At 28.4% G+C, this 26,173-nt stretch carries 21 protein-coding genes; all 21 read left to right on the forward strand.

What is annotated here, in order from left to right:
• Positions 1–13 precede the first annotated feature (13 nt).
• The 21 genes from BQ5344_RS05210 to BQ5344_RS05305 all read left to right on the forward strand — a co-directional run bounded on the left by BQ5344_RS05210 (position 14) and on the right by BQ5344_RS05305 (position 26,166).
• Entirely contained in the window at positions 14–1,678 is a 1,665-nt protein-coding gene (locus BQ5344_RS05210; protein ID WP_071124442.1) for a contractile injection system protein, VgrG/Pvc8 family, read from the forward strand.
• 19 nt (positions 1,679–1,697) lie between these two features.
• The gene (locus BQ5344_RS05215; RefSeq protein ID WP_071124443.1) at positions 1,698–3,005 is read left to right on the forward strand and encodes a PAAR-like protein; all 1,308 of its coding nucleotides are present in this window, start codon (positions 1,698–1,700) and stop codon (positions 3,003–3,005) included.
• Positions 3,006–3,018: 13 nt separating this feature from the next.
• Positions 3,019–3,975 carry a tetratricopeptide repeat protein gene (locus BQ5344_RS05220; protein WP_071124444.1) on the forward strand — a complete coding sequence of 319 codons (957 nt, stop codon included), beginning with the start codon at positions 3,019–3,021 and terminating at the stop codon, positions 3,973–3,975.
• A 21-nt stretch (positions 3,976–3,996) separates the two neighbouring features.
• Positions 3,997–5,118, forward strand: coding sequence for a hypothetical protein (locus BQ5344_RS05225; RefSeq protein WP_071124445.1), 1,122 nt, complete (start codon positions 3,997–3,999; stop codon positions 5,116–5,118).
• Positions 5,119–5,484: 366 nt separating this feature from the next.
• Positions 5,485–7,323, forward strand: coding sequence for a hypothetical protein (locus tag BQ5344_RS05230; protein WP_158663001.1), 1,839 nt, complete (start codon positions 5,485–5,487; stop codon positions 7,321–7,323).
• Positions 7,324–7,331: 8 nt separating this feature from the next.
• Complete coding sequence (locus tag BQ5344_RS05235) at positions 7,332–9,278, forward strand: polymorphic toxin-type HINT domain-containing protein (protein ID WP_071124446.1); 1,947 nt, start codon at positions 7,332–7,334, stop codon at positions 9,276–9,278.
• Positions 9,279–9,298: 20 nt separating this feature from the next.
• Positions 9,299–10,375: an SMI1/KNR4 family protein gene (locus tag BQ5344_RS05240; protein WP_071124447.1), complete on the forward strand. Its 1,077-nt coding sequence runs from the start codon at positions 9,299–9,301 to the stop codon at positions 10,373–10,375.
• Between the two features lie 9 nt (positions 10,376–10,384).
• The gene (locus BQ5344_RS05245) at positions 10,385–11,524 is read left to right on the forward strand and encodes a toxin-antitoxin system YwqK family antitoxin (protein ID WP_071124448.1); all 1,140 of its coding nucleotides are present in this window, start codon (positions 10,385–10,387) and stop codon (positions 11,522–11,524) included.
• A gap of 14 nt (positions 11,525–11,538) precedes the next feature.
• Positions 11,539–12,354: a hypothetical protein gene (locus tag BQ5344_RS05250; RefSeq protein ID WP_071124449.1), complete on the forward strand. Its 816-nt coding sequence runs from the start codon at positions 11,539–11,541 to the stop codon at positions 12,352–12,354.
• 19 nt (positions 12,355–12,373) lie between these two features.
• Positions 12,374–12,910: an FHA domain-containing protein gene (locus tag BQ5344_RS05255; protein ID WP_071124450.1), complete on the forward strand. Its 537-nt coding sequence runs from the start codon at positions 12,374–12,376 to the stop codon at positions 12,908–12,910.
• 150 nt (positions 12,911–13,060) lie between these two features.
• Positions 13,061–15,445, forward strand: coding sequence for a protein phosphatase 2C domain-containing protein (locus BQ5344_RS05260; RefSeq protein WP_071124451.1), 2,385 nt, complete (start codon positions 13,061–13,063; stop codon positions 15,443–15,445).
• Positions 15,446–15,480: 35 nt separating this feature from the next.
• Positions 15,481–15,648: a hypothetical protein gene (locus tag BQ5344_RS12155; protein ID WP_158663002.1), complete on the forward strand. Its 168-nt coding sequence runs from the start codon at positions 15,481–15,483 to the stop codon at positions 15,646–15,648.
• Between the two features lie 74 nt (positions 15,649–15,722).
• Positions 15,723–16,967 carry a hypothetical protein gene (locus tag BQ5344_RS05265; RefSeq protein ID WP_071124452.1) on the forward strand — a complete coding sequence of 415 codons (1,245 nt, stop codon included), beginning with the start codon at positions 15,723–15,725 and terminating at the stop codon, positions 16,965–16,967.
• A 9-nt stretch (positions 16,968–16,976) separates the two neighbouring features.
• Positions 16,977–18,239 carry a hypothetical protein gene (locus BQ5344_RS05270; RefSeq protein ID WP_071124453.1) on the forward strand — a complete coding sequence of 421 codons (1,263 nt, stop codon included), beginning with the start codon at positions 16,977–16,979 and terminating at the stop codon, positions 18,237–18,239.
• Positions 18,240–18,288: 49 nt separating this feature from the next.
• The gene (locus BQ5344_RS05275) at positions 18,289–20,019 is read left to right on the forward strand and encodes a phage baseplate assembly protein V (protein ID WP_071124454.1); all 1,731 of its coding nucleotides are present in this window, start codon (positions 18,289–18,291) and stop codon (positions 20,017–20,019) included.
• Between the two features lie 29 nt (positions 20,020–20,048).
• A complete protein-coding gene (locus BQ5344_RS05280; RefSeq protein WP_021768960.1) occupies positions 20,049–20,651 on the forward strand; it encodes a toxin-antitoxin system YwqK family antitoxin in 603 nt (200 codons plus the stop codon).
• A 17-nt stretch (positions 20,652–20,668) separates the two neighbouring features.
• On the forward strand, positions 20,669–22,888 hold the full coding sequence (locus tag BQ5344_RS05285; RefSeq protein WP_021768959.1) for a polymorphic toxin-type HINT domain-containing protein: 2,220 nt from the start codon (positions 20,669–20,671) through the stop codon (positions 22,886–22,888).
• Between the two features lies 1 nt (position 22,889).
• Positions 22,890–23,912 carry a hypothetical protein gene (locus BQ5344_RS05290; protein WP_071124455.1) on the forward strand — a complete coding sequence of 341 codons (1,023 nt, stop codon included), beginning with the start codon at positions 22,890–22,892 and terminating at the stop codon, positions 23,910–23,912.
• 417 nt (positions 23,913–24,329) lie between these two features.
• Positions 24,330–24,770: a DUF5376 family protein gene (locus BQ5344_RS05295; RefSeq protein ID WP_158663003.1), complete on the forward strand. Its 441-nt coding sequence runs from the start codon at positions 24,330–24,332 to the stop codon at positions 24,768–24,770.
• Between the two features lie 188 nt (positions 24,771–24,958).
• Complete coding sequence (locus tag BQ5344_RS05300) at positions 24,959–25,147, forward strand: DUF4926 domain-containing protein (RefSeq protein WP_021770036.1); 189 nt, start codon at positions 24,959–24,961, stop codon at positions 25,145–25,147.
• Positions 25,148–25,167: 20 nt separating this feature from the next.
• Positions 25,168–26,166 carry a hypothetical protein gene (locus tag BQ5344_RS05305; protein WP_071124457.1) on the forward strand — a complete coding sequence of 333 codons (999 nt, stop codon included), beginning with the start codon at positions 25,168–25,170 and terminating at the stop codon, positions 26,164–26,166.
• Positions 26,167–26,173: the final 7 nt, after the last annotated feature.

Raw genomic sequence — 26,173 nt, forward strand, 5'->3', positions numbered from 1 at the left:
AAGTAGGTTAAAAATGGAGAATAATTTAAATAATCAAAAGCCAGTGGAATTTTTTTCGGCTGAAAGAATAAAGATAGAAATAGATGGACAGCAGATACTTTGGAGAGATATGAATCTTGAAATAGATTCAAAGATAGGGGAACATACGATTGGAAAAATAAAATATGTGGCATCACCGAACCAGTTAAGCTTATACGATGCCTTAATAGATAAAAAAGGCGACAAGACAATAGTAGTTACAGGAAGGAGCAACGTATCGAATGAAGCAGGAAATGCTACAGATAAGATATTCCTGAATGGAGTGATAAGTAAATTTAGGATAAAGGAAACAAAGGCAGGAGCATTAGCAGTTGAGTTAGTGTGCAGTTCAAAGAGCATACTTCTTGACAGAATACCAAGATACCGTTCATTTCAGGATCCGACACTTACATATACAGATATAGCACAGGAAGTGAATAAAAATTATAATGATGGGGAAACATTGGTAAATGTAGGGGAAGATATGAAAGAAATCCCAAGAATGACAATCCAGTATAACGAAACAGACTGGGAATACTTAAAGAGAATAGCATCGTATACAGGACAGCCATTGATGGCAAATTCAAATAAAGTTCTGGTAGGATTTTTCAAGAATATGCCATCACAGACACCCAACTTGACATATTCATATTTTGGAAAGGAAACAGAAGAGGAAAGAACGTATTACAGGGTAGAGGGGACAGAAGTGTATTCAGTTTCAACACCAATAAAGTTAAAAATCAGAAACAGAGTATCAGGCGAAGAAGTAGAAAATGACTACTATGTAATAGAAAGCAGAATACACAACGAAGGGAACACCTTAAAATGTGAGTACAAACTAGGAAAACAAACAGACTACTTTGTAGATCCAATACCACACGAAAAGATAAGAGGAGCAGTGATAGAAGCGAGAACAGTACATATTGCAAGAACAGATGAAAGTAAGAGTGAGCATGGAAGGGCTGACGGAAGTTCAGATAATCTTGAAGGAAGAACTATGGGAATAAAGCCTGTAAATATATATGTTGCTGAGGAGCAGGGAAAAAATAATAACAGAAGTCAGGAAGTGAAGGCAAGCGATATTGCGGTTATGACAGTTGACTTGACAGAAGGGTTGAGAAAACTGGGAGGAGCAGTGCAAAGTGAAGCAGATAAATACGCAGGAAAAAGCTATTTTCCATATGTAACGCCATATAGCCAGACAAATACTGGATTTACGCCTGCACCGGAAGCAAATGATAGAGTGGCGTTGTATTTTCCGAGTGAGAATGAGACACATGCGTTGGTGATGGGAGCGGTAAATAATGATGGGAATGGTAGGTTTACTAATCCTGAGATAAGAAATTATCATGTGGGGAAATCTGATTTTAATATGCAGTTGTCGAAAGATAGTTTGTCAACGAATGCTGCAAATTCAATATCACAAAATGCGAGTAATATTTCGGAAGAAGCTAAAAAGATAACTGAGTGTGCTGAAGATATTATGAATATGTCTAATAATTATAATGAAATAATAAAAGATAAAAAAATGACAGCTGCAAATAGCATATTACAAATAAGTCAAGAAGATACGATGATACAATCAAATGGAGATACAGAAATAAATTCTTCGGGTTATTCGGTGGTTAATGGTGGAGCAAATGTAATGATAAATGGATAAATAGAAGGAGCGAATGAAAATGAGATTTTATTATGATAATGGAAAACAATGTGTTATTAATTTTGAGATAATAGAAAGTCCTGAAAGTGCTAAAAAGAGAGAATATGAAGATTTTCAAAGAATGATGGAAAGTACAAGAGAAGAAATTAGAAGAAGGGAAAAACAAAGAATTCCTGTAGACAAAAATATTGCTAAATCAATAGTTTGTGATGGAGCAAAATTATACTGTCCAAAAGCTGAAATAAAAATATTTGCTCCAGAAGATGTAGTAGAAACAATAACAACTCCCCCAGAAGATCTTCCTATGATAGAATTAATAGTTCCTGAAGAACATCATGTTTTTTTGATGAAAAAAGATCCTGTAGCAACAACAAGAGATATAGAACCTGATAATTTTAATCCAGCTCCCGGAATATATTGTTCTTATGATCATGAAAAATGTAATATAAAAGAAGCAAATAAGTATTGGGAAAAAGTGGCAAAAACTGAAGTAAATGGATATGAACTTCTTTTAAAACAATCACAACTTATATGTACACATTGTCCAGGAGCAAAATTAAAGTTTGTAAGTAATGGTCAAGATATCCATATAGCAAATTCCGGTATTGAAAAGTTTTTTTCTCCAACCATTAGAAAGACTATTAAAATAGGAGGAGGAGCTTTGGCTATTATAGGGACTTTGGCTACTCCAATACCAGGAGATGAAGAAGCAGCTGCAGGCTTAACTTTAGAAGGGACAATTCAATTTCTTAAATATAAAGGATGGGGGATGTTTGGTGGAACAAGAACTATAGTAAATGAAATTACAGGTTATGATATATTAAAAGATCCTATTAAGTCAGCAATTGGTGAAGATACAGGAGAAGTTGTTGGAAATACAATTGATTTTGTAGACACAGCACATAGTCTTTATAAACTTCCAGAAGAAGTAGGAGAATTAGCCGATAATATAGGTAAAGGAAATCAGATTGCAACAGAAATTACTAAAAATGAAGAATTTATACAAAATATAAAAAATAATCCTTTATCAAAAAAAAGAACTTATTCAAAAAAAAGTATAAAAGTAAAAGATGAATTGAAGTTTACTTCTAAATTAGAAATAAATGTATTAGAAAAAACTAATAGGAGTCTTCAAAAAAATATAAAAAATGTTACACCTTATATACATTCAGGAACACTCGGTGTTTCTAATACTATTATTTCAACACATAATTATGCAGCGGATTCATTTTATCTACAATCTATAGAGGAAAGATATTACGAAGATATAAAAGAATATTCAAAAGTTCCTTTTATTTCTATAAAACAGGAATATCCACAAGATTAATGAGGAGGTAAGAGTGAAAAAGATATTTTTAATTTTAATATTAATTTTTACTTTTTCATGTAATGTATCTAAAGAAGAAAAAGATAAAAGAGTATTACTAAATGAAGTAAAAAAAATAAATAAAAACAGAAATCCTACAAAAGAACAAATAAATATATTATTGGAAAAAAGTAAAGAACTGTATCAGAATGGAGATGAAAAAACAGCAAAACAAGTATGGGAGAATCTTGAGGAATATACATCAGAAGCTACTTTGTATTTAGCAGATTATTATGATAATAATAAAGATGAAATAAATTATGAAAAATATTTATTAAAAGCGGCAGAAAAAGAAAATGAAACGGCGATGTTTAATTTAGGAGGACTATATCAAAAAAGAGGAAATACTGAAAAAATGCTAAAGTGGTATACCAAAGTAATAGAAAAAGATGGAAAAAATTCAGCTATAGTAATGACTAATTTGGGAAATTATTATGACTTAGAGGGACAAAAAGACAAGATGTTAGAATGGTATAAAAAAGCAGCAGAAAAGGGTTCTATGGAAGCAATGAATAATTTAGGAGTATATTATAGTGAAAATAATCAGGAAAAAAAAATGTTATTTTGGTATAAAAAAGCATTGGAAAAAGATGAAAATATAAGAACTCTTAATAATTTGGCAAGTCATTATTTTAAAAAGGGAAATTTGAAAGAAGCTGAAAAATGGTATAAAAGATCTGCAGATAAAGGTTCGATAGAAGCAATGAATGATTTAGGTGTTATATATGATTCTCAAAAAAGATATGAATTAGCAATAAAAATGTTTTTAAAAGCAGCTGAAAATGGGGATGAAGATGCAGTATTAAATATAGGCTTAATGTACGAAGATAGAGATATGTATAACGAAGCAAAAGAATGGTATAAAAAATTTGCTGAATTAGGAAATCAAAAAGCATTAAAAAAGTATAATGAATTAAAAGATAAGTATTAGATTTTAGAAAGGTATAACATAATGAAAGAAAATTTGTATAATTATAATATGGAAATTTACTGTGAAAATAACCAAGAAAAAAAGAAACTTCTAAATAGATATTCGAGATTTCAATTAATTGAGCATGAATTCAAAGATACTGTAAAAAGATATACAATTATAGATAAGACAGATTTAAAAAATATAAAATATTCCTCAATATATTTCTATAGATATTTTATTAATGAAGTAAAAAAATTATTTTCACCTCTTGAATTAGAATACGAAAATAATGTAATTACAATAATTAATAAAAAAGAATTATTAAAAAAATTAATTGATGAGACTTATAATTTTTTTATAAAATATCCAAATAAAATAGAAGAAATGAATTCAATATTAAATGATATGAAAAAAGGGTTAGAATATGAAAATTTTGAACAGGAAATAGATGAGGAAAGTATTTATCCTTATATTTTCAAAATAAATTTATTTTTAGATAAAGAAGAAAAAATTTTAAAATCTAAAAGTCCTGAAATTATTTCAGAATATAATGTTCCAACCATTATAAATTATTTAATAAAAGGAATTCATAGAAATAAAATAAAAATTTTTTTTGATGAAAAACTTGATGAAGAAGAAGTTTCCTTTGAAGAGATAAAATTTGAATTAAAAAAAGAACTAAATATTTCTGAATCAGAATTTTTTGATTTTAACTTTACAATAAAAGGTTATTATATTTATAATGTCTCTACTGATACAGTAGAAAAAATAGAAGTAGATAAAGAAATAAAATTTTATAATATAACTACTGTTACAAAAAGAATACTAGAGTTAGAAGGTTTTGATGAAAATGAAAAAGATGAAGGTAAAACATATGAAGAAGCAGTAGCAGACTTGTTTGAATATTTAAACCTTTTGAAAAAGAAAAAAGTAATAAAAAAAGAAAAATTTGTGAATTTTATTGATGAAATTGCGTTTGCGGAAAGAGAAAAAATATTTAAAACTTTGAAAGAATATGTGGAAATGAATAAAATAGATTTTTTAGAATTTGATACAAGAAAAATATACATAGGAACAGAAGAACTTTTAAAAGTTATTGAAGAACTCTTTTTTGCAATAAGGTTAAATACAAAAGTAAAAGAAGCGAAAATTGAAAAATAACTGAAAATTTAAAAGAAGAAGTTCAAAAAGAAACGCCAATTTTACAATCAAAAAAATCTAAAAAGTCAAGAGAAGAAAGTTATGACAGTATTCGTGATTGGTTAATTGAAAATATAAGGAAAAAAGATACGATTATATTTCCTAAAGAGGAGCTTCTGAATAGAATAAAACTTTTTGATGATTATGAAAAACAAAGGATTGCTAATGTTATAAAAATAGCTGTTGAAAAAGATGGTTATTGCATGAAACTTGAAAATGAGGAAACGATTCATGGAGATGAAGTTATCAGAACCTTTGAAAAAATGTTGAAAATTAAAGATGAAGAAAATGGAATTTAAAAAATAAGTTATGTAAGAAAGGATAAAAATGAACGATATTTTAAATAATCAAAAGCCAGTGGAATTTTTTTCAGCAGAAAGAATAAAGATAGAAATAGATGGACAACAGATACTTTGGAGGGATATGAATCTTGAAATAGATTCAAAGATAGGGGAACATACAATTGGAAAAATAAAATACACGGCATCACCGAACCAGTTAAGCTTATACGATGCCCTGATAGATAAAAAAGGCGACAAAACAATAGTAGTTACAGGAAGAAGCAACATATCGGATGAAGCAGGAAATGCTACAGATAAAATATTCTTAAATGGAGTAATAAGCAAACTTAGGATAAAGGAAACAAAGGCAGGAGCATTAGCAGTTGAGTTAGTGTGCAGTTCAAAGAGCATACTTCTTGACAGAATACCGAGATACCGTTCATTTCAGGATCCGACACTTACATATACAGATATAGCACAGGAAGTGAATAAAAATTATAATGATGGGGAAACATTGGTAAATGTAGGGGAAGATATGAAAGAAATCCCAAGAATGACAATCCAGTATAACGAAACAGACTGGGAATACTTAAAGAGAATAGCATCGTATACAGGACAGCCATTGATGGCAAATTCAAATAAAGTTCTGGTAGGATTTTTCAAGAATATGCCATCACAGACACCCAACTTGACATATTCATATTTTGGAAAGGAAACAGAAGAGGAAAGAACGTATTACAGGGTAGAGGGGACAGAAGTGTATTCAGTTTCAACACCAATAAAGTTAAAAATCAGAAACAGAGTATCAGGCGAAGAAGTAGAAAATGACTACTATGTAATAGAAAGCAGAATACACAACGAAGGGAACACCTTAAAATGTGAGTACAAACTAGGAAAACAAACAGACTACTTTGTAGATCCAATACCACACGAAAAGATAAGAGGAGCAGTGATAGAAGCGAGAACAGTACATATTGCAAGAACAGATGAAAGTAAGAGTGAGCATGGAAGGGCTGACGGAAGTTCAGATAATCTTGAAGGAAGAACAATTGGAGCAAAACCACTTAATAAGTATATAGAAAAAGCTGAAAATCAAAATGCAAACGTAAAAGAAAGAGTCAAAGCAAGTGATATAGCTGTAATGACATTAGATTTAACGGAAGGATTGCTAAAATTGGGAGAAAATGGGCAGTCTTTTGAAGATAAATATGCTGGAAAGAGTTATTTTCCTTATGTAACTCCATATAGTCAAAGTAATACAGGATTTACACCAGCACCAGAGGTAAACGACAGAGTGGCTCTTTATTTTCCAAGTGAAAATGAAACGCATGCGTTGGTAATGGGAGCAGTTAATAATAATGGGAATGGTAGATTTACAAATCCTGATAAAAGGAATTTTACATTAGGGCCAAGTCAGGCAGCTAGAGGGGGAACGCCTGCGAATGAAGGGAAACCGATGTATAATTTTACTTTGGATAGTGAGAAGTTTATTGTTAATGTAGGAAATTTAATTAGTTTGACTTCAAATGGTACGGCACAGATGACAGCAACTCAGGATGCTGGAGTAACTTCAACAAGTGCAGCAGCGACATTACGAGGACAAACTTATGCAAAAGTAGTAACACCAGGAGATGCTGAAGTTGTTGGAAAAAATACTAATATTGGATTTGGGGAAGGTGGAATATCTGTCCAAACTAATGTAAAGGCTGAAAATAGATTGTTAATAGAAAGTAATAATGAATTACTGGCAAATGGAAAATCGACTGCAAGTATAAGTTCAACAGAAGGAGTGGCTTCTTTGAGTGGAAAAACTACAAGCGTTGGTATAGGAGCTGTTTCTTCCGATGAAACGACAGTTGCAGGAAAAATAGTGGATGTGAATTAGGAGGTAAAATGTCAAAGGAAACAAAATTTGAAGATGCATACGTCGCCTCAGAATCCTACTGTGGATGTAAGCAAGGGGAATTTCTTCAGCCAGTAACAGCAACCCATGCAAATAATGTTTATATGCAGGGAATTGTACCACTTACAAAGGATGATAACGTAATAGGTAAGAACATTCCTAATTTTGGAAAATGTAAACTGCATGGAAAATGTCAGCTAGCAAATGGACAGAGGATAAACTGGGAAAAAGTTACACCTGATGTAAGGATAAAGAAAAGCAATGCATTAAATGGGAAAAGTTGCTTTAAATGTCCGTATTCACCGTCAGAAGAAATAAACTTTTATGATCATCAGCAAAATAAACTCGAAGATGGACATGTAACAAGTAATGGCGAAGCAAAAGCAAATACTGTTGAAAACAAGAGTAATCTTGAAAAGGCAGGAGATTATCTTGGAAAGAGTTTGAAGCAGGTTGTATTAGGAGAATTTACTGATGATGTAACAATAGTGGGAACAATTGCAGAAGTAGCATTAGGGTTTACAGGATTAGATTTTGCAATGGATATAAGAGATTTTATAGCTTGTGCTGGGAAAGGTGACTGGCTAGGAATGGGTCTTTCAGCAATTGGACTTATACCAGTAGTTGGTGGAGCGGTAAAAGCCGTAAGCAGAGGAGCTGAAGGAATAGCGGATGGTTTAAAATCAGTAAAAAAAAGTTTAAAACCAGCTCAAATGGCATTAGATATAAAAGATGGCGTAAAAGCAACAGGAAAAATGTTGAAAAATGCAGGAAAGGGACTGATAAGGAACGGAAAAAACCTTATTGAATTTGTGGCTCATAAGGGAGTAAGAGAACTGGCAGATAATATATTGAAGGCTGGGCAGAAAATAATAAGGAAAGGGAAAAGTACCTGGGGAGAATTAACGAAACAGTTGTGTAATCTAAAAAGCATATTTGGATTTGTAGGGTGTTTTTCAGGAGAAACATTAGTCAAGACAGAAAATGGATACAGGAAAATAGAGGATGTAAAGAGGGGAGAAAAGGTATATTCGTATAACATACTGACAGGAGAGCAGGAACTGAAAGAGGTTCTGGAACTGAAACGTGTGTACGAAAGAGGTGAAACAGTAAAATTAAGGTTTGAAAAAGGAATAGAGCTAGAAAGCACACTAAGCCATAATTTTATGACAACTGAAGGCAAGTGGAAAAAAGCTGAGGAACTGGAGATAGGCGAAAGTTTCTATTCAGAAAAGTATGGAATAATAAAACTGAAGGAAAAGGAACTATTAGAAAATGCCAGTCCGAAAATAATGTATGACTTGGAAGTGGAGGATAACCATAACTATCTGATAACAGAAGAAGATATACTGGTTCATAATGGAAACTGTCCTGCAATTGCCAAACAAGTAGAAAATGCTATAGAAGAAGCAAAAAAGTTAGGGAAAAAACATATAAAAGTAAAATTGAAAGGGTATCCGAATTCAAGAAAAGTAGAAAATAAATTAAGAAAGAAATTGAAAAAAAATCCTAAATTTAAAGGATGGATAGAGCATAAGGGAGCAATATTCAAAAAAGCAATTGAGGAAGTAGAAGTTGATGGAATAAAAGTCGAGGTAGAGTACTTTAAAGTAGGATTTGGAAAAAATGCAATAAAGGACAGTGCAATAAAGTTCAATAAATTAACAAATAATTATGATAAACATTTTTCTGAAGCAAGTGATATGTTATTAAAAAAATTAAAGAGAACAAAATCAGGAGAATTGATTGATAAACTAGGAAAAAATGCTAAACGGGTCAATACAACAATAGTTGCAGAAAATGGGATAGTGTATACTTGGCATCATGATTTAGGAAAAAAATCATTAGTTTTAGTAGAACAATCTGCACATAAACGAGCTAAGCATATGGGTGCAGGTTCTATGATGAAATTTTTAGGGAATTTTTTTAAAAAATAAAATTAAAAGAAAGGAAAGTTATGGAAAAACTATTAGAAAATTTAGACAAAATGGTATTAAAATGGATATTTAAATTAAGTAATGAGGATATAAAAGAAGCTGAAGAAGTATTAAATTTTAAATTTCCGGAAAAGGATAAAAAATATGTTAAAGCATATAACAATGCTAATTCAGAAAACATTATTTTTAAAATTAATAATGAAATTTTTGATATAGAAGTATTAAACTTTTCAAATGAAGATGATATGATATTATTTAATAACAAATATTTTAGAAAAATATCGGAAAGGTATTTTAAAAATAAAAAACTTATAGAAATAATGTATTTTCATAAACTTTTAAAAACAGAAAAACTTGAAAATAGAGAAATAAAATATGAAAAAAATGGATATATTTGTTATGATTTTACAATGAACAAAGAAAATCCAGAAATATTTAGTATATTTTTTGAACAAAAGATAACAACAGGAGATATTTATAAAACAGAAATTTTTTCAGAAAGTGTAATGGGAGAAAGGATTGGAAATAGTTTAAAAGATATACTGATGTATTTGTATATAATAGATAAAAAAATAAATAAACCTACTGTATTTTGGATATTTAAAGAATTAATAAGTCAAGAGGAGATAGATGAATTTCAAAAAGAAAATGAGATAAAGTTTCCAGAAAAATATCAAGAATTATTGAATACTGCTAGAAAAGAAGAAGTAAAATTTTATCCTTCAAAATTTAATAAAAGAGTTTCTAAATTCGTTATAGAAACAGGAATGTATATAGATTTTAAGAATGTGAAAGAAACATATGAAATATTTTTAGAGGAACATAAACCTTATCCCAAGAAGTTGATACCAATAAAATTATGTGGAAATGGAGATTATATCTGTCTAGATTACAGAGGAAAATTGAACACAACTTTAAAAGAGCCCAAAATAACATATTACGCGCATGATGAAATAGGGAATAGAAGATTTATACATTTGGCAGATAGCTATGATGAGTTTCTAGATATGATAGAAATAGATGAGGAGGAAATAGAAAGAAGGGAAAAGGAAATAGAGGAGAGTTATTTTTATGGTGAGCAGTCTTTGGAGGATTAGGAGTTAAGTATGAATACAGTAAGATTAGATGAAAATGATAAGTTTTATGACTATTTTAATATTGATATTATAGATGATGTTGAGGTTATAACAAAAGATGGTGAAAGGTTTACAGGAGAAATAGAAACTTATGGGCCTGGAAATGAATTGTCAATACGAGGTACGATAATTGATGGACTTAGAGAAGGCAAATGGGCTTATTATTTTGAAAATGGCGAATTAAGAGGGTTTAATGAATATAAAAAAGGGAAGCTGAATGGACGAGCGGAAGAATATTCTAAAGATGGAAAATTAATATTGAAAGGACAATTTTTAGATAATAAAAAAACAGGATATTGGTACTGGTATTATGAAAACGGAGTTGTTGAATCAGAAGGTAGTTATAAAGAGGATAAAAGAGAAGGGGAATATATTTTAAGATATGAAAATAATGCAATTTCCTTACTTACAAATTTTAAAGATGGTATGGAAGATGGAGAAGTTGTTTCATATTATGAAACTGGAGAATTACAGGCAAAATATAAAAGGGTACAAGATAAGACTGTAGGAGATTACTTTCTCTATTATAAAAATGGTAATATAAAAATAACAGGAAATTTTGTAGATGGAAAAAAAGAAGGAAAATGGTTATCATATTATGAAGATGGGAAATTAGAAATTGAAGAAAATTATTATAATAATGAATTAAATGGAGAAATATTTGGATACTATAAAAACGGGAATATAGAATATGAATCCAGATGGGAAAATGGTAAAAAAGAGGGGAAAACATATTATTATTTTGAAAATGGTCAGAAAAAACTGGAGGAAATTTATAGGAATAATAAACTGGAAGGAGAGCGTGTAACATATTTTAATACAGGCAAAGTGTTTCAGATAGAAAATTATAAATCTGGGAAATTGGATGGTGAAAAAATAATTTACACAGATTATGATAATGATTTAAAATATCAAAAAATAGATTATATAAATGGAAAAATGAATGGAGATTTTATAATTTATAATGATGATGGAAAAACTATTGATGTAATAGAAAGATATATAAATGATAAACTGGAAGGATTTACAGAATATTATGATGAACTAGGAAATTTAATATTAAAGCAAAAGTTTCATGAAGATGAATTAATAAGTGAAGAAAATTTTTAAGGAATGGAGGGAATATGATAGGAAAAATAAGAAATTTTGATAAAAAAAAATATGAAATTTTATCAACTTCAAAAATAAAAATATATGATGATGAAGAAAAGATGCAGATAAAAAATATAATTGAACAAAGTGTTAAAGAATTGCCTGATATGGAGTATAATATATTTATCGATATTATAGATACAAGGGTAGCAGTAAATGAGTTAAAACCTCTTCAAAAATTAGCATTAAGTCTATATTTTTTAACTGAGGAAATAGAAATACATACAGATAAATACGGAGAAGCATTAAAAGTATCAAATAAAGAACATATTTTGAAAAAATGGGAAGATAATAGAGAAAAGTTGTTTCCAGAAAAAGTAGTTAGTGAATCTGAATTACTAGCAAATATGAAAAATGAGATTACTCTAAAAATTGAAGAGTACAGTAGATTATTGGAATTTGTAACACAGCCCTTAATATACGATGTATTTTTTGGAGGTTATTATTTAAGGGAAAATGCAGTAGTAAAAAAATTAAAAGAAAATTTTATATTAGATTTTAATATGCCAATTATTTTAGAATACAAACAAGCTAAAAGTAATCAAAATAGTAATTTTATTGAAATAAATGTAAGTTTAGATGAATATAATGTTCCTGAGATAAAGGCTATGGAAGTATTTGAAACTTTAGGAATAGAATATCAAAGAGAAAATTTATTTTTAGAGGGTAGTGGAATAATAGAATTAAATTTAAAAACAGGCAGAATAAGTCAGGCTAATTTGCGAATAGTAGGCGGAATAAAGGGAACATTTAATAATATTCAAGAAATTAAATTAAAAGAAATATAAAAATATTAGGAGGATAAAAATGAATTTAGACAGATGTAAAAATGGACACATGTATGATGTATCAAGATATGGGGAGAATTGTCCGTATTGTAAATCGGAAGGATTGAAACCTGAAATTAAGGAGAAAAAAGTTAATTTAGTTGAGGAACTAGATGATGATGACAGAACTACAGCATACTGGGCAAAAGATAGTAAAGTAGATCCGGTAGTAGGATGGTTAGTTTGTATTGCAGGAGCTGAAAAAGGAAAAGACTTTAGGATAGTGTCAGAAAGAAACTTTTTGGGACGTGGAGAAGGTATGAATATTAGGATTGAAGGAGATATGAATATATCAAGAAAAAATCATTGTTCGATAAGTTATAATCCTAAGAACAGGAAATTTTTCATTACGCCAGGAGATTCAAATGGATTAATTTATGTAGGAAATGATGCAGTTTATAATACTAGAGAATTAAGAAGTTTTAACACTTTAGAAATAGGTGAAAGTAAATTTGTTTTCATTGGATTATGTGGTGATAATTTTGATTGGGAAAAAGAGAAAGCAAAAGAAGAATAAAAATATATGTAGATAAGATAGATTTGTAATAAAGAACAATATTGAAATTCAAGGGTATACCTGAGTATTTAATAAATTAGTTTAAATTAATTATTGTATACAGAGAAATTTTGATATTGTTTTTTTAGATAATATTAGTAGGAGAGCTTAATGAGAAAAGAAGAAGCAAAGTTTGAAACGAGATTTTTTAGTGAAGCTGGGACTAAGGGGAAAAATAATGATTATTTTGGATATACCCAGCTGGATAATTATGCGATATGGGTGGCGGCTGATGGATATGATGAGGAAGCTGGGGCTGATGTGGCTGCAAAATTGGCAGTAAGTTCTGCAATAGAATATTTTATGTTACGTCCACGCTTTAATCCAGAAGTAATTAAGGAAATAATGGAATATGCAAACTTAAAAGTGAAGGAAAAACAGGAGGAAACTGAAAAATATTCATTAATGCACACTTCCCTTTTAGTTGTAATAAGCAATTATAATTCATTCTTATATGGAAATGTTGGAAATACAAGGCTTTATCATTTGAGAGGAGGTTATGTGGTTTCTCAAAGCAGAGATGACACAATAGCTCAGCTTCTTGTAGATGAAAATGCACTTGATATGAGTGATATGAAGTATCATAGACAAAGAAATGATTTGCTTCAAGCAATAGGAGATTTTGGAAAGATAAAACCAAATATTATAAAAAATCCTGTAACACTTCAGGAAAATGACATGCTATGCTTAACAACAATAGGATTTTGGGAAAATATTGATGAAAGGGAAATGGAAGTTGAAATTTCAAGATACCCAAACAAAGATAGCTTATTAAGATCATTGGAACATAAAGTTATGGCAACAACAAGAGAAAGTGTGGAAAACTATACTTTTGCACTAGTAAATGTGGAAAAAGTAGCACCGTCTGAACCCGTTGAAAAGGATAAGAAGAAATTTTGGATAAAAGTTGGATTAATATCTTTGGCAGTTCTAGTAATAATATTGTCCTTGACGTTTTGGAATATAAGTAAAAGAAATAATATTATAAAAAGAGCGGCAGTATACGAAGAACAGGCAAATGATGATATTGTCAAAAAAGATTTTAATAATGCGATAGAAAGTTTTAAGCTGGAAAAAGCGGAACTTGAAAAATTGAAACCGAAATCCAGAGGAATAATAGGATTTTTTACGGGAGCTAATGGTAAAAGAGCTGACGCTGAAAAAAGAATAAGTGCTGTAAACACTAAGATATCTCAGACTTCAAAATTGCAAAAGGCGTTTCAGGACATAAATGAGGCAAATCAGTTATTTAATTCAGGAAATTATGACGAAGCATCAAGAAAATATCAAGAGGCAAAATATGTTTTGGAAGAAAATACTTACAAAAAGGATGAACTTAATACAGATGAAGTTCTAACAACGTTAAATGCAAGAATAGATTCATCCAGTAAGTTAAAAGAGGCTTTGGCAATTGAAACAGCTGGGAATCAAGCTTTTTCAGCTGGGAACTATAATTTGGCAAAAGAAAATTATAAAACTGCTTCAGAACTTTATTTAGTAAATGGACGTGCAGACTATGTTGCAAACATTGAAAGAAAAATAGCTGAAATAGATGACAAGGCAAAAACTGAATACAGTGGGGCAATGCTGACTGAAAACCAGGCTGACTTATTATCCCCAACAGATACGAATAAATCGAGACAGTCGTATTATCAGGCAAGACAAATGTATCAAAGTCTAGGAGATACTGCTAAGGCACAGGAAATAGACAATAAGATAAATGAATTGAATGCAAGACAGATGTCAAGCCTTCAAACAGCAAATAATATGGTTCAAGAAGGTTTAAATCAAATAACTGCAAATAATCCCGCTGAAGCAATAACATTGCTTACAAAAGCTAAGAATATTTATCAAGGGTTGGGAGATAGCAATAATGTAAATAATGTAAATAAATTTATTTCACAAGCTCAGGAATTTATTAAGTTTGAAAGTAAGAAAGACGCTGAATTAAAACAAAAAGAAACTGAGATGAAAGAATTAGAAACAAGAAATGCAGAGGAATTAAAACAACAAAAAATTAAGGAACAACAGGCGATAGCGGCAAAAGAAGCAGAGATTGCGGCTAGACAACGGGAAATTGAACTTGAAAAACAAAGAAGAGAGAAAATTGCACAAAGTATAGAAAATGCTACGAATTTAGAAATGCAGGCCGATCAGATGTTTACCTTAAAAAGATATACAGAAAGTATAGCAAAATACAATGAATCTAAAAAAATCTTTGAAGAATTAAAATCAGCAGGAGATTTTGATGATCAGACTAACAAAATAGAATATTTAGGGCAAAAAATTACTAGAACAGAAGGATATTTATATGAAGAGCAGGGAGACGATGAATACAAGAAGAAAAATTGGCAAGAAAGCCAGAAAAAATATCAGCTGGCAGCAGATAATATGAAATTAACTAATGAATCAAATGAAATTCAAAAAAGAGTAGAAAAGAAATTGAAAAAAGCAACTTCAAAGGCTGGGAAAAAATGGTGGCAGTTCTGGAAATAGTACAGTTTTAATAGTATTTAAAATATAAAAGTTATTTGATTCATAGATTGTATAATACATTGCGACAAACTAAAAAAAATATATTTCCAGTAAGCAGTTTTGTTGGAAGGATAAAAGACTCTGATACAGAGGAAACAGATGAGTTGGAGGAAGCGTTGAAGAAGTTCAGGGAAATAATGGGATTGCCTAAAGAAGAAAAATAAAAAATCAATAATAAAATAAAAATGAAAGAAGTCTAAAAAATAAATTGTTAAGAATGAAGCGAGAGGAAGAGAAAATGGATAAAAAAAGTTTAGAGAATTTACTGAAGTCACGGATATTAGAAAATATGTCAGATGAAGAGAAGGTGGCAATAAATCATGCAAGTTTTGAATTACTACAGGAGCAGCATGAAAGAGTGAGTTCACTCATTGAAAGAGTTGCTGATTCACTAAATGGGGAAGTTGTGGATTATACAATTGGGACTGTGTTGCTGGACAGGGAGGAAGTGAGGCTTTTTGAAAGGGAGATTTCTCCAATATTTTTGAGTGATTTAAATAAGAAGGTTTCAAAAATACTGTTCGACGAGAATACTGAAGAAGAAAGGGTGTATAAGACTATATTTCTTGATATGCCTTATGAAAAGTTGAAGAAAATTGATGAGGAAAAAATAGATGGGGAAGCAACAGATGAATTTGGAAATAAATATAAGGTTGGGTTTAGGTTAGTTAAAGAGGAGAAGTATATAAAAAAATTGAAAGAAATGTCTGAAGTTATACAGAGAAATAATATAAAATGGGAAAATATTTATTGTCCTTTTGCATATAAGGCATTTTCGCTAATAGTAGAAGATTTTTCAGAGAGTATAAATAACATAGAGAATTTTGATAAAGTAACTATAAAAGTGAATTTTCCTGAAGAAATAAGGAAAAGTATGATAGAAAAAATATTGTGCTGGAATATAAATGAAGAAACTGAGTACCCTGAAATATTGGTGCGTCCATCGGAGGAACAGATTTATTATGAACATATATTGGAAGAAAGAGATGAGAATGTGCTTGTGGAGAAAAGTACAAGAAATTTTGAATTTTTATACAGAGATGGGGAGTTTATAAAGATAGTAACAAGCAATATAAAGTATGAAAGATTAAAACTTTATTTTATAAAAAATATTGATTTTAACTTTGCAAAAAAAGTTAGACTGTATGGAAATATAAAAAAATATAATAGTCAAAATAATCAAAATACTGAAATGGTTTTAATATTAAGAAGCATAGCGGAAATGAATAATGTATTACAGCAATATGAAGTATTTGATGATTACAGTATAGAGGGATTTGCTGATAAAAATAGCAGAATTATTGAAACATATGATTTACAGATTAAGAATAGAGATGAATTTTTGTTGAAGAATAAAAGGAAAAGATTGTATTTGAGATTGAAATATATAAAATCAAAATACAGTTCAGATATAATTAGCTTTATGAAAGGAGTTTTGGAAGAATATCTAGTAGATTGCGACTGCATATTTACTGAGTTCTAATTGAAAATTATGGAAAAGATAGAAGAATTGCTGGAAAAATCATTGGTAAAACTTGTGGATGAAAAGGACAGGGTTTATTTAAGGGAAGAAATAAACGAATTTTATAATTATTTTATGGAAAAGATAAATTTGGATATGAGTGATGTGGAAAAAGTTGTGGAAAAGTATTTTGACAACAAAAAGGAATATCCGGTATACACGATTCCTATTCATAAAGATGAAATAGCGGAGTATAACGATGAAATGAGTCCAGTTTCTCTGGAACTTGAAAATGTGGGAAAAGACGAGTATATATTAGAAGAAATTTTAATAACATCAGACAATAAGAATTTGAAAAATATAGAAAATAAACTATATTCTGCGACAGTAAAAATAAATAATGAGGAATATAAATTTAAGGTAAGGTTAAAAAATACAGATAAATATGTAAAAAAAGAAAAAGAACTTTATGAAATGTATGAAACAAATAAAATTCGTTGGAAGCCATTTATAATGCCATATAATACGAAATTTTACAATGTAATCTTAAAATTGGAAGATAATAAAGAACTTGATGAAAAGATATTGAAAAATATAAATCTTGGGGAGATAAATTATGAGTTTCCTGAAATAGAAAATGAGTATTTTAGGGATTATGTCCTTATGTGGAATGTATTTGAAAATAACATAACGACAAATACTTACCTGCTGAGGGAAGATGAGGGAATGTATGTACATCAGACAACGATACTGCAAGAAGGGCAAACTTTTATAAATACAAGGGACAATAAAGGAGTAATAACAGATATAATTTTCAAAGCAAATGGAATAGTGGAAATAAATTCAAAACTAAAAAATATAGAAAACTGGTCAACTTTAACGGTGAAAAATATTCGTAGTGAAAATAGGTACAATGAACAGAAATTTGAATTAATATCAAATGAAATGAATAAAAATATGCTTAACCGAATTAGACAAAAATATAAAAATAGGATTAGAAGTGAACTGGAGATATATAGATTGGCAAATGCTTATGAATATTTAGGAGAAATAAAATTAAAAAGAGTCGAAGTAAATGGATATTTAAAAGAATTTGATTATTTTGAAAATAAATATGGATATATAGTTGATGAAATATCAAGGGAAATCGTAAAAACATTTTCAAAGGATAAGCTTGTTATTACGATAGATTTTCCTGAAAATATGACTTTTAAACAGGATAAGATAGACTATTTCTGTTCTGTAATAAACTTTTTCTTTCCAGAATATGAAATTATAGTAAAGTTTTCTTAAATTTTTTGAGAATAAGTAATAATTAAGAATAAAAAAGGAGTGATATGAAATGAACAGTATCTTGCAAAATCAGAAACCAGTGGAATTTTTTTCGGCAGAAAGAATAAAAATAGAAATTGACGGACAGCAAATATTGTGGAGGGATATGACTTTAAAAATAGATTCAAGAATTGGGGAGCATACTGTTGGAAAAATAAAGTATATCGCCTCTTTACAGCAGATAAATATTTATGATGCCGCAATAGACAAGGATGAGGATATTAAAATAATTATTTCTGGAAGAAGCAATATTTCAAATGAAAACGGAACTTCAAATGATAAAATATTTTTAAATGGAATAATTGACGATATTAAACTTTCTGAAATTAAGACAGGCTCTTTGGTAGTGGAAATTACCTGTATTTCTAAAAGTATTATTCTTGACAGGATACCAAGATACCGTTCATTTCAGGATCCTTCACTAACTTATTCAGCAATAGCTGAAGAAATTAACAAAAATTATGGGGCAAATGGAGAAAAAATAATAAGTGTAGGGGAAGATATGAAAGAAGTCCCAAGAATGACAATCCAGTATAACGAAACAGACTGGGAATATCTAAAAAGGCTGGCTTCATATACAGGACAACCAATAATTCCTTATTATGATAAAGTCCTAGTTGGATTTTTGAAAAATCAGGCTGTGCAGACACCGAATACAACATATTCCCAATATGGAAAAAGCAAGAAAAATAAAAGAACAATGTATAAAATAACAGGAACAGAAGTATATGCCGTTTCAACACCGATAAAATTGAAAACTAGAAACAGGGCAGGCGGAGAAGAAACTGAAAACGATTATTACGTTATAGAAAGCAGAATATACAACGAAGGAAATACCTTAAAATGCGAATACACACTTGGAAAACAGACAGATTATTTTGTAGATCCGATACCGCATGAAAAGATAAAAGGAGCAGTAATAGAAGCGAGAACAGTCCATATTGCAAGAACAGACGAAAGCAAAAGCAATCACGGAAGAAGCGAAGGAAGTTCAGATAATCTTGAGGGGAAAACGATTGGAGCAAAACCACTTAATAAATATATAGAAAAAGCTGAAAATCAGAGTGAAAATGTAAAAGAAAGAGTTAAAGCGAGTGATATAGCTGTAATGACATTAAATTTAACGGAAGGATTGCTAAAATTGGGAGAAAATGGGCAGTCTTTTGAGGATAAATATGCTGGAAAGAGTTATTTTCCTTATGTAACTCCATATAGCCAGACAAATACAGGATTTACACCAGCACCAGAAGTAAATGATAGAGTGGCACTTTATTTTCCAAACGGGAATGAAACACATGCAATAGTGCTGGGTGCGGTTAATAATGATGGGAATGGAAGGTTTACAAATCCTGATAAAAGGAATTTTACTTTGGGGAATAGTCAAGGTGGAGCGAATAATGGGAAACCGATGTATGATTTTACTTTAGACAGTGAAAAATTTACTATGAGTACTGGTAATGTTATAAGTATGGAATCTTCAGGAACGATTAATGTAGCAGGAAGAAGTAACGTAGGGGTTATCTCAACAACATCGAACGTAAATGTTATCGGTTCAAAATCTGTAAATTCAGTTGTTGGAAGTTCTAAAGTAACAATAGATCCGAATAATATCAATGTTAACGGAAATAGTAGTGTTGATATTAAAGGAGGTGCAAAATTGTCAGCAACAGGAGGACAAGTTTCAATAGGAGCTGGAGCAGGAACAACAGATATAAAAGGAGGGAAGGTAAAAGTACATTAATAGTAAATTGGATTGGAGAATAATAGGTAATGAAAAATTATGAAAAAGTAGAATTGTCAAAAAAAATAATGAATGGTAAAAATTATTATATTTTAAATAATGAAAAATATTACACAGGGAAAATAGAAATTCGATTTAATAATAGTGATAAAGTTAAAGTGACGGGACAAATTGAAAAAGGATTAAAATCGGGAGAATGGAGATATTTTTATGAAAATGGGAATGTTGAAAAAATTGAAACATATAAATTTGGGGAATTGACTGGAAATTATAAAGGATTTTATGAAAGCGGAGAACTAATGGAAGTTGGAGAAATGAGATACGACAAAATGGAAGGTACATGGAAGTCGTATTATAAGAATGGAAATTTAGACGTTGAAACTTCATATGTTTTAAATAAGCAGAATGGTATTTGGAAAAAATTTTATGAAAGTGGAGAATTAAAATGTGAATGTCCTACAAGAAATAATATGTTTTATGGAAATTATAAAAAATATTCAAAAAGTGGTATACTTTTATATAAGTGTTTTCTTAGGGATAGTGAAAAAAATGGAGAGGAGATATATTTTGATGAAGCTGGCAGGGAAATTATGAGAACTAGGTATGTAAATGGCAGAGAAATAAAAAGTTAAACTAAAAGAGGTTTATTATGAACGGATTATTTTTAAATAAAGTATTAATATTAAGTGAGAATGTAGCTAAAAAATTAGATTTAGCAGATATTTCTGAAATAGAATATGTAGTTGATGGGGCTGAGTTAATTTGTGATGGCTGTCCTGGAGAAAAAACTAATTTACAAGTAACCAGTCAAAATGATTATGAAATAAAAAATAAGTTAGTTGCAACTAAAAAAGACAAAGAAACATTCGAAAATATACCTCCGTTTCAAAGTTGTATATATAATGATAATGCAAAATGTGAAGTAATTGTTGAAGGCGATTGGGAAAATTATATAGAAGATAAGTTTTGTGGAGCAAATCAATGTTTATCCAAAAATTCCTTTGCACGATGTCAAAAAGGTGGAATTATAAGAGTAATACATTCAGGTCAGTTTTTAACGTCAGAAACAATAGCAAAAGATTCTGAGGAACTAATGAAAATAGCTTCGCAAGGAGGAACTAAAGAAGAAATCAAAAAAAAGTTGAGTGAATATTTATCCAAAAAGTATAATCAATCAATAAATGTAGAAGATTTTAAATTTACAAATGGGAAATTTCCAACATTAGATATTACAACAAGGGGACAAATGCAAAATGATTTTAACAAGATTGAGTTGAATAAAAATTTACAAACCGATGTAAATGAATTTAATAAAAATGGAATCTTTTTTACAGAAAGGAAAGCAATACAAAAAGTAGAATTATTAGGAAATGAATATCGGGTAAGAGAAACAAAAGATAAAAATTTTCCAGTAAGAGGGGTTATATATACAGATTCTAGTAATTATCGTGAAAAAAGGGGAATAAGTAAAGAAATTATTGAAAAAACAAAGAAAGATTGGGCTAATGAGGCTGAAAAAAGAGTTAAAAAAAAGCAAGAATCACATAATAATATAGAATGGACAAAAAACATAAAAGAATTTAACAAAAAAAGTGATAAGTGGTTTGATGATTTAAATGTTAAAATTGTAGATTATAAAAAAAATAAAGATGGAAGTGTAACTCTAGTAGTTGATGATTTTGGAAATTTTTTAAATAAAAGGGAAAATCAGAGTACAATTAAAGAATATGAAAAAAATGGAATAAAATTTAAAAACAGTATCGTAGGTAGCTATATGAGTACGGAACATGCTATGCAGCAGTATACAATAAAACAACAGTATATAAGGGGTTTTAACTACGATGATGAATATATTGATGGAAAAAATATAAAAAGTATGTATGAAACTTATGTAGGATTTTTAGCAGCATATGGAGCGATGAAAAGCTACCGTGTTATGTCAGGAAATAAATCTAAAAGAAAAATGTCAAATGGAAAAACATCAGAACTGGATATAGAAACAAGGTATAAGAATGCAAGAGCAAGATATGAAGAAAGTATGAATTGTGATTTATACTGTAAAGGTACAAGATGTTTTGCGGAAGGAACCTTTATTTTAACAGAAAATGGAATTAAAAAAATTGAGGAAATAAAAGTAGGTGATAAAATATATGGCTATGATGAAATAAAAAAGGAAAATATTTTAAAAAGTGTGCAAGCAGTATATCTACATACAACTGATTTATTAGTAAAAATAAAAACAAAAAAAGACATAATATTTACAACCCCAGAACATCCATTTTATGTAAACGGACAATACATATTAGCAGGATTTTTAAATACTAATATGAAATTAACAGATTTTGAGGGAAAAGAAGTAGAAATACTAGAAACAGAAATAATAAAGTACCAAAAAGAACAGAAAGTTTATAATTTTAGTGTGGAAGAGACTAGGAATTATTATGTAGGTGGGGAAGGATTGTTGAACCATAATTTGGATGATTGTATTAGTAGAAATAATATTGCTCAGAATACAGAAATTAAAAATACACAATTAAAAAATTTAGAAAAAGATTCAATTATTGAATTTTTCGATGCTGAACTTGGAGAAAAAGGATCTTGGGGTGATTTCCACAAAAAGGGTTCATATACACAAACAGAAAAAGACTTTTTTAAAATGAATCCAAAAGAAATACTGAATAAAAGTAATCAAGATAAAAAAATTTTAATAGGAAAAACGATAGTAAACGAGAAACCAGTAACATTAACAGCGAGGAATACTTCTAGTCATTTAAGTAATTATGAACCTACATTGGATTTAATTGGAGAGGTAGAAGTCAATGGAAAAATAGTAAAAAGACACATAAAAATAAGATATGAAGGAGAATAATATGTCAACAAGGTACATAAAAAATAATGAAGGAATTTACTGTTTTGATGAATATGAAACAGACGAGAAGATAGTTCCGACAGATTTTAAAATTGAAAAAAATAGGATTAATGTAATAAATTTGAAAATTGATTTTTTTGAAAATAATAATGAAATTTTATTGGAATGTTTTGATAAAAATTTAGAAGAAGTTATTAATTTCAAAATTCAAGCAGAAGATATAGTTGGAATTAGAAATTTTGGAGATATAGCTGGACATTCTGCAATAATTGATTTTGTGGAACAATTTGAAAATGAAGATTTAAAAAATTCATTGATAAATAAAGTAATAGATTCTAAATTAGATGGATGGTATATAAAAAATAAAAATTATATTCATAATTTATTCTTCATAGATAGCTGCTACTTTGAAATTTTAACAAAATTTGATATTAGCAAAAATATATCAATGATTAATTCTAACGAAAAAAACAAAGAGGAAATTTATGTTCCGTTAGAAAATAAGATTATGAAATCCGATAATCAATTAAATATTGAAAAAAAATATATATTGGAATTTAAGAATTTAGAAGTGAATGAAATTTTGAAAAGCGAATTAACTTTGAAATATAAAAAAGAGTTAGTTTTTATGGGAATAACAAAGAAAATAATAAATAATAATTTTTTTGAAGAAGCTATAAATTATGAACTATACTTTAGATTAAATAACAAATATAAAATAATATTTGAATATAAAAATTTACAAAACCCGCAATATTTAATATTAAAAGAAAATAGAATAGGAACTGGAAAAAATGTATTTTTATGGTCATCCATTAATTCAGAGTTTTTTATAAAAAGTTATTGGGAAGAAATTTTTTACGAAAAATTTCAAGATTTTGAAAAAGATAAAATAAGTCATGTATATATATCAGATGACTATTCAATTGAATTTGTGATAGATAAAGATGATATTCCATATATAAAAATAATAGATTTAGAAGAAAATATTGAAGTAAGTCAAAATGAAATTTTTAGAAGATAGTAATTATGAAATTTATGAAGTTAAAGTAAATTTTAAAATAGAAATTTCCCAAAAAAAATATTATATAAACATATAGTTTTTTACAAAAATAATTCGGTTTAAATTATGTGAAAGTTGTGGGAGTTTAAAGCTAAGAAAAGAAATTAAATTTGAGCATAGAAAAATTAAGGAAAGATGTCAGTCTAGGAATTTTTACATTATTTTTAACTTAGTTATCTGAAAAATACAGTTGTTATACAAATATAATAATGATTATAGAACAATAATTTATAAATTACCTTAACAAACATATAAATTATTGGGATATAAATATATTAAAGAAATTTATATCCTATTTAATGGAAGAAGTAACAAGAACATACCTGATAAATCCTAATAGTCGCTAGTAATAAATTTTAATAATGAAAGGAATGATTAATGATGAAATTAATTTTTAGATATGAATATTCAAAAAATGACAACAAATACTATAAAGTGTGTGAATCTTTTAAAATGGATAATAAAAAATCAAGAGAATTAGGGTTAAAAAAATCTGTAGAAATAATATATAAAGAAAATATATTAGATGAAGTATTTTTAGGAGATTATATAGATTCTTTAGATGTTAATTGGATAAAAGATATGTTGGATAAATTGGAAAATATTAACATAAAAAACTATAATATTAGTTCAGAAGCATATGAAGCATTGATAAAAAATGATAGTGTAATAATTAGGGATATAGTTTATGAAGAAGGTGATGATGAAGTACGTATTGATAGAAAAAAAGTATCTTATGCAATAAAAAAATGGATAATTTTTTTAGAAAAAAATTACGATATGAATTATCAGGAAATTATAAATCTAGATAATATATAAAACATTTTTTATGATATATTAAAAAATAAGATTGAATAATAAAGTGTGTCTGAAAATTATTTAAATGATAAAATTTTATCTAATTTATAAGGTCAGGAATATTATTACAAATTTTGAATTTTTATATAAACTTTAATAAAATTAAAAAAATTTTAAATCCTGTCTAAAAATGATAAAAGGAGTTTTTTATGTTAAATGAATACGATGTAGTAAAATCAAAAATTGATTTATCAGAAAAAGTTAAAAAGAATACAGTAGGAGCAGTAGTAATGGTATTTCCTGAATTTCCAAATGATTATATGGTTGAATTTATTGAAAATGAGGAAACTTTAGAAATTTTAATAGTTAATGAACAAAATCTTGAAAAAATAAAATAAAAAATATAATAGGAAAAAATATGAGCATAAAAAAATTAAGAAAAAATATCAATCAAGAATTTAAAATGAATAAATATGATCTTTTTGTAACCACAATAAATGAAATAGGAGATTTTTCATCAATATTTATTGAAATTTATTTTGATAATATGGGATATGACAGTGATGAATATATAGGATTTAAAATAAATAGTGGCTGGAGTGATGATGATGAAACAGAAACTTATATTTCTCAATTTTGTTGGGGTATAGAAAGTGAAGATAAAGAAATAAGAGTTTATTACACATATGAGGAATTTTTACATTATTTTTTAACTTATTATCTGGAAAATATACATTGTTATGCTAATATGATAATGACTATAGAACAAGAATTTATAAATTATACTAAACATAGAGACTATGCTAAAAAATATGGTATAAAATTAAATACAAAAAAAATTTTTAAAAGAGATAAACTTAGAAATTTTTTATTGGACTATAATAATGAAGAAAATAAATATCTATATGGATTTATAAATTATCATAACGAATATATAAATTATTGGGATATAGACATATTGAAAAAATTTATGTCCTATTTAATGGGAAAAGATGTATTAAGAAAATTTTTGGAAGGAAAAAGAGAGTTTCAAATAGAAACAACATATTATTTTGGTTATAGAGGTTATGATAAAGGTTTTAATATTGAATTAGATGGAAATAGTGTATCAATAGACTATTACACGCAGTACAATAGGTTAGGAAATTATTATAATGTAATTGATAAAACTGGAATAGCGTATAAAGAAAATACTAGGACAAATAAATATTTAGAAAATTTTGTTACAAAAGATGAAACTGATAAATTTTTAAAAGAAAGATTTAAAGGGACAAGGGATAAAATGAATGTAGAAGTAGTATCAAAGCAAGATTTTGTTAAAGAACTCGAAATAATAGTAAATGCTTATGAAGAAATTTATAACGATGATGAAATAAGAAGTGTGTTTGAAAAATTTAAGGAAGAATTAGGAGAATAATTATAAA

It is taken from the genome of Leptotrichia massiliensis, from assembly GCF_900104625.1.
Taxonomy (GTDB): domain Bacteria; phylum Fusobacteriota; class Fusobacteriia; order Fusobacteriales; family Leptotrichiaceae; genus Leptotrichia; species Leptotrichia massiliensis.